13 protein-coding genes are annotated in these 12,571 nt (G+C 64.0%); all 13 read right to left on the bottom strand.

Features of this window, described 5'->3' with window-relative positions; genetic code table 11:
* Positions 1-47: 47 nt before the first annotated feature.
* The 13 genes from U8D42_RS22660 to U8D42_RS22600 all read right to left on the bottom strand — a co-directional run bounded on the left by U8D42_RS22660 (position 48) and on the right by U8D42_RS22600 (position 12,430).
* Complete coding sequence (locus U8D42_RS22660) at positions 48-755, bottom strand: twin-arginine translocation pathway signal (RefSeq protein ID WP_322858155.1); 708 nt, start codon at positions 753-755, stop codon at positions 48-50.
* A complete protein-coding gene (locus tag U8D42_RS22655) occupies positions 683-1,525 on the bottom strand; it encodes a hypothetical protein (protein ID WP_322858156.1) in 843 nt (280 codons plus the stop codon). Before U8D42_RS22655 ends, U8D42_RS22660 begins: the two co-directional genes overlap by 73 nt.
* Before the next feature lie 158 nt (positions 1,526-1,683).
* Entirely contained in the window at positions 1,684-2,109 is a 426-nt protein-coding gene (locus tag U8D42_RS22650; RefSeq protein WP_085242719.1) for a hypothetical protein, read from the bottom strand.
* 28 nt (positions 2,110-2,137) lie between these two features.
* Positions 2,138-2,491: a hypothetical protein gene (locus U8D42_RS22645; RefSeq protein ID WP_085242646.1), complete on the bottom strand. Its 354-nt coding sequence runs from the start codon at positions 2,489-2,491 to the stop codon at positions 2,138-2,140.
* A gap of 100 nt (positions 2,492-2,591) precedes the next feature.
* The gene (locus U8D42_RS22640; RefSeq protein ID WP_085242645.1) at positions 2,592-3,113 is read right to left on the bottom strand and encodes a hypothetical protein; all 522 of its coding nucleotides are present in this window, start codon (positions 3,111-3,113) and stop codon (positions 2,592-2,594) included.
* Positions 3,110-4,696: an MlaD family protein gene (locus U8D42_RS22635; RefSeq protein WP_322858157.1), complete on the bottom strand. Its 1,587-nt coding sequence runs from the start codon at positions 4,694-4,696 to the stop codon at positions 3,110-3,112. The genes U8D42_RS22640 and U8D42_RS22635 overlap by 4 nt, the downstream gene beginning before the upstream one ends.
* Positions 4,696-5,943 (bottom strand): MCE family protein, encoded by a 1,248-nt coding sequence (locus tag U8D42_RS22630; protein WP_322858158.1) that lies wholly within the window; start codon positions 5,941-5,943, stop codon positions 4,696-4,698. Before U8D42_RS22630 ends, U8D42_RS22635 begins: the two co-directional genes overlap by 1 nt.
* Positions 5,940-7,430 (bottom strand): MCE family protein, encoded by a 1,491-nt coding sequence (locus tag U8D42_RS22625; RefSeq protein ID WP_431523805.1) that lies wholly within the window; start codon positions 7,428-7,430, stop codon positions 5,940-5,942. The genes U8D42_RS22630 and U8D42_RS22625 overlap by 4 nt, the downstream gene beginning before the upstream one ends.
* Entirely contained in the window at positions 7,427-8,506 is a 1,080-nt protein-coding gene (locus U8D42_RS22620) for an MCE family protein (RefSeq protein ID WP_322858772.1), read from the bottom strand. Before U8D42_RS22620 ends, U8D42_RS22625 begins: the two co-directional genes overlap by 4 nt.
* The gene (locus U8D42_RS22615; RefSeq protein ID WP_085242640.1) at positions 8,506-9,531 is read right to left on the bottom strand and encodes an MCE family protein; all 1,026 of its coding nucleotides are present in this window, start codon (positions 9,529-9,531) and stop codon (positions 8,506-8,508) included. The genes U8D42_RS22620 and U8D42_RS22615 overlap by 1 nt, the downstream gene beginning before the upstream one ends.
* Positions 9,528-10,715, bottom strand: coding sequence for an MCE family protein (locus U8D42_RS22610; protein WP_322858160.1), 1,188 nt, complete (start codon positions 10,713-10,715; stop codon positions 9,528-9,530). Before U8D42_RS22610 ends, U8D42_RS22615 begins: the two co-directional genes overlap by 4 nt.
* Before the next feature lie 13 nt (positions 10,716-10,728).
* Positions 10,729-11,574 carry an MlaE family ABC transporter permease gene (locus U8D42_RS22605; protein ID WP_322858161.1) on the bottom strand — a complete coding sequence of 282 codons (846 nt, stop codon included), beginning with the start codon at positions 11,572-11,574 and terminating at the stop codon, positions 10,729-10,731.
* 7 nt (positions 11,575-11,581) lie between these two features.
* Positions 11,582-12,430 (bottom strand): MlaE family ABC transporter permease, encoded by an 849-nt coding sequence (locus tag U8D42_RS22600; protein WP_431523804.1) that lies wholly within the window; start codon positions 12,428-12,430, stop codon positions 11,582-11,584.
* Between the last annotated feature and the right edge of the window lie 141 nt (positions 12,431-12,571).

The raw sequence follows: 12,571 nt of genomic DNA, 5'->3' as shown, positions 1-12,571 counted from the left end.
GTTTCCTTCAGCGGAATCAATCCCGCCCCGGTGGAGCGACGGCAATTCTAGATGGGGTCGAATTCCGAAATAAGCCATGCGCCACGGACTTTGGTCAAGCTGACCATGACACTGCTGGCGGTCTGAACCGGCTCAGGTGCATCCTTGCTTGTTGTGGTTTGGTCGAGGAAGACCAATACCCTGGCGGTGTCGGGGTGCAATTCGCTGATGACGGCGCGCTGGATCGCGGCTTGGGTGTTGACGGCTTTCTGCTTGGCCGCGGGCGCTACGATTTGGTCGGCGAATTTGCTGTAGTACGTCAAGAAGTCGCCGGTCAGGTGTGACTTTGCGCCGGCCAGGTCGCTGTCGAGTTTGTCGGGCGTATACGACAGCAGCGCGACGGTTCCCTCGCTTGCCGCACTGATCACCGACTTGGCTGTGGCGTCGTTGGTTTGCTGGTCGTGTCGATATTGACCGAAGTACAGGGTGGCGGCTGCGATGGCGGCCGCGACCAACAGCAGGCCGATGATCAGTAGTGGCCAGTGCGATAGTGCGGTTCGTATCGGGCTGCGGCGCGTGTTGGTGGCGTCGTTCGCGGTCGTCCGTTGATCGTCACCGGTGATGTCGTCGCGCTGGTCGTCGCCGGCCGCTGCGAGGGTGAGTTCAAGGTCAGTGGGGTTGTGGTGTTCGAGCTGTCCGATGGTCATGGGATGAACTCCATGCTCGACATTTTGATTTTCCCACCGTCGCGGGCCAGTTTGACGCTCAACCGCCACGAGCGTGGCTGCTCGGCGGCGTCGTTGGTATTGGTGAGCGTGGAGCTGGCAGCAACGGCCACGACCGCAGTGTCCGCGGTCATGGACTCGAGGCACGCGGCTTGCACGGTTGTCTTGGTCGAGACTTTCGCAGTCTGCGCGGCTTTGACGAACTCGTCGGCCGCGCCGCGGAAGTCATCTCTGAACTGGCCGGTCGAGCTGTCGATTATGCGCTGTACGTCGTCTTTAGCGCTGTCGGCGCTAATCGACATCAGGGTGACGACGGCTTGTCGCGCGGCAGCCGTGAATTCCGCGGCCCGTTGTTGCTTGCTGAGCAGCTGATCGTGGTGTCGGACCATGACCGCGCTTGCTGCGAGAAGCGCCGCGGTGCTCAGTATCCCGATGACAGCCACCATTGTGGGTAGTTTCGGGCGGCGAAAGTGTGTCTTCCTGCGCCGTCGGGGTGGCGCCCCGCCTTGATCAGGCGGTTCGGTGCCATAGGTGCGCTCGGGATCGGCGAGTAGGGTTGCAGCGCAGGTTATTTCGTCAGTGGGGGTTGCTGCCCTATCCTCGCCGGAGGTCTCAGCGGTTTCTGCCGATGCGGTGTCGGTTGCTTCGGCCTGTTGGCGTTGCCGGATGGCCTGGACGCGGGCGCGCGCAGCCGCAGCGAGTGCTTCGGCTTCGGCAGCTGCTGCCTCCGCTGCTTCGATGAGGTCTGCATCATCGGCCCGCTCTGAGGTGACATCGAGAGGGCCGGCGTCACGTTTCGGGGATGAATTCGTGGCGGGCATTGCCGTCCTCTCTCCGTTTCCACCGGGTATGAGGGAAGCCGACCCGGCGGTTGGTTGATACCAGCGGCTAATAGAGCACACGGTAGGCCTCGGCGAAACGGTCGTGGACTGTAGTTCCCGCTCAGTGAGCATTCACCTGGGTACCGGTGGCCGCCGAGTTACCAGTGACGCACCGAACACAGCGCGCCTTTGGCGCCGTTGTTGGTGGCCACGACTGTCCCGTCCACGGCGAGTTCGCAGTGAAAGTCCGGCGTGGCCGGCGACATCCCGCTGGTGGCGATGACCATGGCCCATTCATCGGGAGTTGCCAACCAGACGTCCCGCGTCCACCGTGTGCCTGGACCCACGTCGGCCTCGACCTTGGGACTGAATTGGTAGGGGTCGTGGCTATATTCGGCCCAGCCGGGTGGATCGGCGTCCCGGAAGTAGATGTCTGCGGTGACGCGGCGCTGCGCGGTGACGGTGTAGGTGACGTGGTGCAGCACCGGCTCGTCAGCGCGGGTGACCGGCGTTGCGGCTGCGGCCGCCGCAACGAGAATTGTCGCGGCCAGCCCGGCGAGGGACTGCGCGGGGCGCCTGAGCATATTGTTCGCCACGGTCACGTGGGGTGATTTACGTGTCGCCACGAACCCACCGGGGTGCACCGTCGACAGACACGCAGGTGAGGAACAGGCCATCGGGGGCTTGTGCGACCGAGTTTTCGAAGCCCTCGCAGTTCGAGTTCTCATCTTTGATTCCCCACATCGAGGGGGAACGGAAGTATCGCGGTTCATAACGCCGCGGAGATCCGCAGAAGACCAACCGGCCCCACGAGGTGGTGCCGAACACGAAGTGGGTGGTGTCCGGGCACGGCGCGCCCAGCACGACACCTCCGGTGATACCCGGGACGCAGGATGGGTTGTCACATGCGGACGGTTCGGCCCACGCGTGGACGGGTGTGCACGCCACGAGGGCCGTCACCGCCATGGCTGTGGGCAGGATCGCTTGCGTCGCGATGCTTTTGAGGCGTGGGAGTGCAAGACGACCCGAATGCTGCAAGGGGATGTACGGTTTCATTCTCGACCCCTCACCCCGTCTTGACGAGCTTGAACGGCATGCTGATGAACCATGTCTTACTTCGTCCGCAGGCGCCGCTGACGCCGGTCGTCTCGTCGGCGCCGGTGAGAACGGCCGAGGTTGGATCGACGGCATCTCCGTCGGGGTTGGTGGGGGCGAATCTGAAGACCTGGAATCCCTGAACCGCGGTTCCGTCCGGGCAGGGCTGCCAGTTGTCGACGATGTGCTTGACGAACCAGACACCGCCGGTTTGATAGATCGGTGCCCGCCAGCCCCAGTCACTGACTACCGTGCCGGTGCATTCGGTGGGATAACTGCAGGTCGTGTTGATCGTCCAGATGCTTCGGATGCTGGCCTCGTTGTGAAAGATTTCGTTGGTCTTGGCCCACTCCCCGTTGGACGTCGCGGTGTAGGTGCCGTTGAGGCCCCAGTCGCCGGTCGCGCTGCCGGGGGGTGCGGTGCCCAGCATCGCGACCACGACGGCGCCGATGAGGGCTGCGATCCGAAGACGTCGGCGTGAGCGGCTGCTCATGTGGGGAAGAGGTCTTTCCAGGACCGCGTACCGGCGTGGGGGACCAGGTCGGATTGCCGATACACGGTGCCGTCGGGGGCGGCGTACCGCCCGGTTCGCGGGTCATAGGTTGCGACGGCAACCGATGGGCCGGGCCGCTGGGGTGTGTAGGCACTCGGCGCGGCAGCCGGTGCTGGCCCCTCGGAACCGTCGGGTGGCGGCGCTGGGGCCGGGGCGGGCGGCGGCGAATCCGGCTGCGCGGGCGCGGGGCCGGCCGCTGGCGCCAGCGGTCCTGGCGGCGGGGTGCCCTCGAGTGGTCCGAAGATTTGGTCTCCGAAGCTGACGCGGTCATCGGGCGGGACGCCCTGCGCGACGAGGTTCGGATCGAGGGGGTAGGGACCCAGGACGTGTTGGCGGATCGCCAACGGCTCGAAAGGTTTGTCGCTGTTGCAGATTTCGACCGTGGGCGCGCGCTTGCCGGGATGGCCCATGCACGGGTAGTTCCGGGCGCCGCGCACCCCGATGGGTGAATCCTGCGGCAGTTTGCAGTACAGGCCATCGGGAGTGTCGATCACCGTGGTGTCCTCTGGTGACCGCCACGACGACGGCGGCAAGAACCCTACCGTGCATGCGGGCGGGTCACCGATGGTAAGGGTGAAGTCGCCCAGGGAGTATCCGGTGGGATTGTTCTTGGGTGCGCCGTAGGACTGAGTGGCGGCGATGGTGGGCGGCAGCAACACCAGCAGCTGCTCGAGGGAGGGGTGATAGGTGACACCGACCTGGCCCAGCGTGGTGAGGTTCGCCAAGAGCATCGGCAGCGTCGGCTTTACCTGGTTGAACAGGCGTGACGCCTCATCGGCCGCCCCTGGTGCCGCGCGCAGCAGCGTCCGTGTCTGGTGGTCATCGACGACAAGTTGTTGGCTGATGCCGGCGAGACTGCGTGCCCACGTGCGGATGGCGTCGCCAGATTGCGCCTGGCCGTCGAGCAGGGGCCGGCTGTCGTCGATGAGAGTGCGTGACCGCTCGGCGTTGGCGTTGGCGTCGCCGATGAGTTGTGACGAGGAGTCCAGCAGTGACCCGACGTCGTACCCGGATCCGTTGAAGGCCTTGAACGTTTCGTCGAGCAGGCCGCTGATCTTGGTCTTGGGGACGCTGTCGATCAGTGCGCTGACTTGATCCAACATCGGTCCGACGGCCTGTGGGATCGAGGTGTGCGCCGCGGGAATGATGGAGCCGTCGTGCAGGTAAGGTCCTGCCGCCGTCGCTGGCTGCAGGTCCACATATTGCTCTCCGACCGCCGACACGCTGAGCACCTCCGCGCGCAGATCCGCCGGGATTTTCGGGCTGGTGTTCAACGACAGTGTGGCCACGGCGCCGGCGCGGGTGGGCCGCACGTCGGTGACTTTTCCGACCTCCACTCCTCGATAGGTCACGTTGGAAAACCGGTAGAGTCCGCCGGTGCCCGACAATTCCAGCGTGACGCGCATGCGGCCGACGCCCAGCAGGGTGGGCACTTGCAGGTATTCGACGATCATCACGGTCATCCCGATGACCGACGCGATGGTGAAGATGGTCAGCTGAATTCGGACGAAGCGCGTCAACATCAGCGGTCCCCCACATCCTGTGGCACGAAATCGGTCGGCGCCGGGATCGGTGGCTGGCTGAGCTGCTGGCTGATCACCGGGGCGCCGGCTGGCGTTGGCGGAGCGGCCATGGGGGGCGTGGCTACCGCGTTGGGCGGGGCCGTGAGGGGGGCGTTGAGCGGATCTTTGGTGAAGGTGGCATACCAGGGGTCACCCGGAGCGGGCACCAGCGTGGCTCCCTCCTGCCCCCATCGCGTGCCCAGCAGCAGTCCCCTCTTGAGCCGCGGGATGGTGAAGTCGAATGTGATGAACTCGTTCAAATAGTCACCCCGGATCGCGCGGTCGATGAAGTTCTGCGGGTACGGATAGGCCGGCGCGAAGGCCAGGACGGTGTCGAGGCTCGGGCCGACGTCAGCGAGTGCGCGTACGGTCGGCTCCAGGTTTTTCAGGTTGGCGACCAGATCGGCGTGCGTGGCATTGATCAATCCGGTGGCGGTGTTGCTGAACACCCGGAATTTTTCCAGCGCGGTTGTGATCCTGGGCCGCTCTTGGATCAGAACGTCCAGTGCGGGCGGAATCCGTTGCAGTGCTTGGGTGATGACGCCGCTTTGTCCGGCCAGGGTGCCGGCCAGCGCGTTCAGTGCCGTGATGGATGCGTTGATGTTGTCACGCTGGGAATCCAAAACACCGACGAAGTCGTTCAAATGCGTCAGCAGATCGCGGATCTTGTCCTCGCGCCCGCCCAGTGCCGCGTTGAACTCATTGATGAGGCCTCCGACCTTGCCCAGTCCCCCACCGTTGACGACAACCGACAGCGAAGACAGGGTCTGCTCGGTGGATGGATAGGTCGAGGAGCGTTGCAGACCGATGGTCGCCCCGGGTGCGAGCCTGCCGGCCGCGGGCACGCCCGGTGGGGGGTTCAGTTCCAGGTGCATCGAGCCCAACAGACTTGTCTGGCCGATCCTGGCGATAGCGTTGGCCGGCACCACGGCGTCGGGACGCACCGAGATATCCACGTCGGCGTGCCAGTCGCGCAGCGTCATCTTGCCCACGCTGCCAACGACGACGTCGTTGATCATAACCGGCGAATTGGATTCCAGGGTACCGACGTTAGCGATTTGGACGTGATAGGTCACCGCGTCCTGGCCGCGTCCGACAGTGCCGGGCAGAGGCAGTGAATTGAGGCCATCGAAGGCGCATCCGGTTGCCGTCAACACCACCCATGACGCGATCGCTGCGAGACGACGCGTTGATCGCAAGTCGATCATGGTGTGCCTCCGGCGGGCTGCGGTGCGGCCGGCAGCGGTGGTTGCGGACCAGCCGGCAGCAGCATGTCCTGCAGGTTGGCCGGGCCGGGGGCCGCTGCGGCTGGCCGGGGCACTCCCGGTGGGATTGGCGCACGGGGGAACAGCGCTGGCGAAGGGTCCGCGGGTAATCCGTTGGGGGCGTAAATTCCCGGGGGACCCGGAGGCAATTCCCATCCCGGAGGGGGTGGTATGTCGCCCGCGCCGGTGTACGCCGACACTGCGGGTGGATCGGTCGGGATGGGGGGGACTCCGCCCGGCCCGCCGGGCATCAGGTTCGGATCCGAGTAGACGAGGTTGTCCGGGCTCGGCGATTTGGCCAGATAGGCGTTGAACGGGATCGGCATGTAGTTGAAGTTGATCAAACGCAGTGCGGGGCCCAGGTATTGGGCGCACAGCTTCGCCGTCTCGGTCGCGGTGGCATTCTTGACCGCGCCGATCGCCGAGCACACCAGTGCCACCGGATTGGCGAAGTTCGACATGGCGAAGGCTCCGCGTGCCGTTCCGGAGTCCGGACTATAGATGTTGTAGCCGTTAGCGATTGCGTTGGGCGCCACGTGCAGAAGATTTTCCACCGCCATGCGGTTGTCGGCGAGGTTTTTCGTCACGTTGGCCAGCCGTTGAATCTGTTCTGCGGTCTGGTCTCTGCTTCCGGCGATGAATCGGCGTACCTCGCCGACCGCCGAGGATAGGTTGGTCAGCGCGGCGTCCAGGTCTGACCGGTTACCGTCCACGACGCTGCTCACCGTTGCGAGGCGGTCTTGGAATTCGACGATCTGAACGTTGCTGTCGCGCAGGGCGGTAACGAAGATCTGGAGATTTTTGATGATGTCGACGATGTTGCCGCTACCGCCGGCGAGGATGCGCCCAACCTGAGACAGCTCGGTGATCGTCTGCCGAAGCTTGTCGCCGTTGCCGGCCATGGCATTGGCCGCGCTGTCGATAAAGTGCCCGAGCGAGCTGGTGGAAAGGCCGCTTGCGGGACCTAATTCGGTGGCCAGCCGCATCAGTTGCGTTTTGACCTGATCCCACTCGACGGGCACCGCGGTACGCTCCACGCCGATCACCGCCCCATCGGCCATCATCGGACCGCCGGTTCCCGCGGCTTCGTAAGCCGGGGTCAGCTGCACATACCGTGCCGCCACCAGGTTCTGTGCCACTATCACGGCCTTGGCGTCGGCCGGGATCGGCACATCACGGTCGACGGCCAGTGTCATCTTGGCCTGGGTCCCTTGGGGTTCGATGGACTTGATGGTGCCCACCTTGACCCCCACCACGCGTACCTCATCGCCGGGGTAGATGGCGGTCGCGGAGCTGAAATATGCGGTAATCATCCTGGGCCCGAAGACCTCGGCATGTACCACGAAAGCCGTTCCCGCAGCGACAAGCCCCACCAATGCCACCAGCAGCGCCCTGGTGTACCACGCCTTGTTCGCCCCGGTCGCCATCATCGTCCTCCGGGAATGCCGTTGTGCGGCCAGGGGAATTCCGCGCGCGGGCCCGCATTGTCGGGTGGTTGACCCGCATTGACGCCTCGCCGGAATCCGAACGCGTAGTCCAGGAACGGTTGCAGGGCCTGCGCCGGGATCAGATTGCCGACGAATGCGTTGTAATAGAAGCCGTTGTTGACCGATTCGCCCTGGGTTACTTGGTATTTGGCTAGTCCGACGATCGCCTTGGCGATGTTGTCGCGGTTTTTCTCCAGCATCGCGGTGACCGAGTTGAGTTTGGTCAGCGTGGGCGCCAGTTCTTTTTCGTTGTCTGCCACCATGCCCGTGAGCTGCTGGGCCAGCGCCGAGGTGTTGGCCAGCAGGTTGACGATCGCGTAGCGACGCTGATTCAGAACTCCGAGCAGGTCGTTGGCATTGAGCAACATGGTGTTGACCTGCTGGCTGCGTTCCGACAGGATGCCGGTGACATCGGCGGCGCTTTTGAGCAGATGGGCCAGCGATTCATTCCTGCTGTTCAACGATTGCGACAGTCTGCTCAGGCCGTCGAACGTGGGCCCCAGTCGTGGTGTGATCCGCTCGATCGTTTCGGCCAAGGTGTCCAAGGATGCGTTGAGCGCGCCGGTGTCGGTGGCGGCGGTGTTGGCGGTGAAGTCGCTGACGGCGTCGGTCAGGGAGTATGGCGAGGACGTCCGATGTACCGGGATGACATCGGAGGCGTGCATGCTGCCGGTGCCTGCGGGCTCTACGGCCAGCATCCGCGCACCCAGCAGGGTGCCCGTCCTGATGTGGGCTGTCGTGCTCGATCCCAGGTGCACCTTGGCGTCGAGGCTAAACGTCACCAATGCTTTGCCATGGCTGAGCGTGACGTCGGAGACCGTTCCCATTTTCACGCCCGACACTCGGACGTCGTTGCCTGGGGTTAGGCCTCCGGCCTCGGTGAACAGCGCCTGGTACCGGATGGAGGTGGCCATCGACACCAGCTGTTGGGGGTGCAGGCCGATGATGATGACTAGCGCGACCAGCACGAACGCGATGAAGCCGGCCCGGATAAGTTGTGCGCCACGATATTTCAACATCAGGGTTCCCCGCATCGTCCGGTGTTTTGGGTGATCCACGGGAAGACGGCCGTGCGGCCCTGCAGGTCGGTGACGCGAATGGAGATGCCGCACAGGTATTGGTTGATGAAGCTTCCGTAGGCGCCCAACCGCACGAGTTTGCGGTAGTTTTCGGGGGCTTTCTGCAGCGCGAGGTCCAACCGCGCCTTGTCATTGTCGAGCAACGGAGCCAGCCGATTGAGTTGGTCGACGGTACCGGCCAGCGGCGGACGGGCCTGGGTAAGCAGGTCGGCTAATGATGCGGTTCCCTTGTCGAGCGCGGTGATGGCGTCTCCGATCGGATCGCGGTCAGCCGACAAGTCGGTGATGAGCCGCTCGAGGCGCTCGACCGTCGCCGAGAATTTGCTGCCATCCTTGGCCACCGTAGCGACCACCTCGTTGAGATTGTCGATCAATCGCTGCACCACTTGCCCGTTGTCTGCCAGCGCATTGGAAAACGATGAGGTCTTGGCGAACAACGACTCCACATCGCCACTGCTGCCTTGCAGAATCTGGATCAACGAATTGGTCAGTGCATTCACCGATTGAGGGTTAAGGCCCTGAATCACCGGTTTGAGCCCACCCAACAACAAATCGAGATCGAGCGCCGGCTCGGTGCGGGTTAGCGGAATCCGCGATCCGGGCGGCTGAATCCCGGCAGAACCGGGCGCGTCGAGCAGGTCAAGGTAGCGATCCCCGACGAGGTTGAGGTAACGCACCGCGACTCGCGTGCTGGTAGTGAGCCTGACCTCGCGGTTGGCGTCGAAACGCACCAACACGGTGTTATTCGGTTGCAGTGCAACACCGTTGACTGTGCCGACCCGGATCCCGGCGGCACGCACCGAATCACCGGTCTTCAGGCTGGAGGCATCGCTGAACACCGCGGAATAGCCATATGTCGAACCGGTGCGGTATTGGCCGAGGATGGCGAACAGGGCAGCCGTCAGCACAATCGTCACCGCCGCGAACACCCCAAACTTGATGGTCGTCGCGACCGAGCCCGTCATCCCGGCATCCCGATCTGTGGGGTGTTGCGCGGCGGCCCGTCGATCGGCCCGAACAGCCATTGCTTAAGGCGATTGGAGTTCAGCAGGATTCCCTGGTTTCCGTACTGTGCCTGGTTGGCATCAATATCGGTGACCAGGTAGGGCGGGCGGTTCCCGAAGCCCACGTCTGGTAGGCCCATGCATTGCGGACCGCCCGTCGCCGCGACCTTGGGGAGGTTCTGCGGGTACCGGTAGCGTTCGGTGCCCAGCAGAAATGAATCCAGCAACAGGACACCCGGTACGGGCAGGGGCGGACCGGTGGCCAGCGGCTTGAGGCCGGCCAGGGCGCAGGTGATGGCCTGGTTGTATTTGCTGGTCAGGTTCGTGGTGGGGACCAGCAGATGAAGGACGGCAGTGAACGCCTGCGCGTTGCCGGCCAGGACGTCGTTTCCGATGTCGGCCAGCGCGATCGCGCTGATGAGCGCGGTGTCCAGATCACGCTGCCGGTCGACCACGGTGTCGCTCAGCCGGGTCGCGTTCTGGATTGTCTTGACCAGGTCGGGGGCCACGTCGGCGTAGGCGTTGAGCACCTGTGGGGCCACGGAGAGTTCGTGGCCCAGGGAGGTCAGGCTCGGGTCGATCTTGGTCAACAGGGTGTCCAGATCGGCCAGGGTGTGGCCGAGTTTTTCACCGCGACCGCTGAACGCTTGCGCGAGGGCGCCAAGGGTCTCGTTGAGCTTTTCGGGTTCGATCTGCGACAACACCGACACCAATTGCTCGAATACGGTGTCGATTTCGACGGTGACATGCTCGGAGTCAAGGATTTGACCAGCCTTCAGCGACTGGGGGGAGGGATCGGGCGGTGGGATGAGTTGCACGAATTTCGACCCGAAGACGGTCGTGGACTCGATGTCGACGCCGGTATTGGCGGGAATCAGATGCAGCCAGGAGGGATTGATCGCCAGGTGAATCGCGGCCCGGCCGTCGGGCAGGTTGTCGATCGAGGAGACCTTGCCCACTTGTGCACCATGCAGCTTCACCTTGGCGTCGGGGTTCATCACCAGTCCCGCCCGGGGCGATAGCACCGTGACCGGTACCGATTCGATGGCGCCGCCTTCAAACAACACGATGGTGGCAGCGACGATCGCGCCGATCACCGCGACGGTGGCCAGACCCAGCAAGGGGCGGACTGCGTTGTTCCACATCAGCTTTCTTCCCCTAGCCCGACAAGTTGAAATTGCCGTTGGCGCCGTAAATGGCCAGCGAGACCAGCAGGGTGACCGACACGATGATGATCAGGGAAGTGCGCACCGCAGTGCCCACTGCGACCCCGACACCCGAGGGTCCCCCGCTGGCGAAGTAGCCGTAGTAGGTGTGGGTGAACAGGATGGCCAAGGCCATCAGGATCGCCTGCAGAAATGACCACAATAGGTCGGTTGGGTTCAGAAACGTCGAGAAGTAGTGACCATAGAGCCCCCCGGATTGCCCCAACACGACCACGGTGGTGAATTGGCTAGCCACAAACGACAAGATGACCGCGATCGAGTACAGCGGCGTGATCGCCAGCATCCCTGCGACGATCCGTGTGCTCACTAGGTAGGAAACGGGCCGGATCCCCATACTTTCGAGCGCATCGATTTCCTCATTGATGCGCATGGCACCCAGTTGGGCGGTCACGCCAGCGCCGAAGGTGGCCGCCAAGCCGATGCCGGCGACAATCGGCGCCGAGATACGGACGTTGATGAACGCGGCCAAAAAGCCGGTTAACGCCTCGATACCAATGTTGCCCAGCGAGCTGTATCCCTGGATAGCCAGCGTCCCACCTGTCGCCAAGGTGAGGAACCCGACGATGACCACTGTCCCGCCGATCATCGCCAAGGTGCCAGCGCCCATGCTGATTTCGGCGATCAAGCGGATGATTTCTCGCCGGTAGCGGGTGGCCGCAAACGGGGCCCCGGCGATCGCTTTCCCGTAGAACGCGACGTGGTCACCGATGCCGCCCAGCGCGGTGATCGGTCTGTTGATTTCTCGGGCCAGGCCCGGATAGGCCGCTCGCAGCGTCACTGTCGGCCTACTTCGCCGTCATCTGGATACCGATAGCGGTCACCACCACGTTGATGACAAACAGCGACATGAACGCGTATACCACCGTCTCGTTGACGGCGTTGCCCACAGCTTTGGCGCCGCCACCGGTGATCGTCAGCCCGCGGTAGCAGGCCACCAGGCCGGCGATCAGACCGAACAGCAGCGCTTTGACCGAGGAAATGATCAATTCGGGCACCCCGGTCAGCAGCGTGATGCCCGCTGCGAATGCACCAGGGTTGACGTCCTGGACGAACACCGAGAACGTGTAGCCACCCAGAATGCCGATGATGCAGACGACGCTGTTGAGGAGCAGTGCCACCAGTCCCGACGCCAGCATGCGCGGGGTCACCAATCGTTGAACGGGATTGATTCCCAACACTTCCAACGCGTCGATCTCCTCACGGATGGTGCGCGAACCCAGATCCGCGCACATCGCCGTGGCGCCGGCGCCGGCCACGATCAGCACAGTGACCAGGGGGCCGACCTGGGTGACCGCCCCGAAGGCGGCACCCGCCCCCGAAAGGTCGGCCGCGCCCAGCTCGCGCAGCAAGATATTGAGCGTGAAGCTGACCAGCACGGTAAACGGAATGGCTACCAGCAGCGTGGGCATCAGCGAGACGCGCGCGACAAACCACGACTGGTCCAGGAACTCTCGTCCCTGAAACGGCCTGCGGAAAGCGAACTTCGCCGCATCGGCCGCCATCGCGGCCAGCCCCCCGATGGCCTGCATGGGCCCGGCCAGCTTGGCGCCAAACGACGAAAGCCCCGGCGACCAAAGGTCGGGCGCCTTCGTGATCACCGGCTGTGGCTCCTTTACCTCGTCGACAGCAGACATCGCAGCTCGGGTCACGCCCTGCACCACATCGGTCCGAGCTGCGTCGAGCAGAACCCTCCCAGTCGGGTGAGACGTGGACCACACGATGTCCCGCTTACCGGGACGCCTATCCATCGCTGCGGATCCCGCGCGAGGTCACCC

This window comes from Mycobacterium europaeum, assembly GCF_034555895.2.
Taxonomy (GTDB): domain Bacteria; phylum Actinomycetota; class Actinomycetes; order Mycobacteriales; family Mycobacteriaceae; genus Mycobacterium; species Mycobacterium europaeum.
Note: the sequence above shows the minus strand (reverse complement) of the source record. Positions and strands in the feature narration are given on the sequence as shown.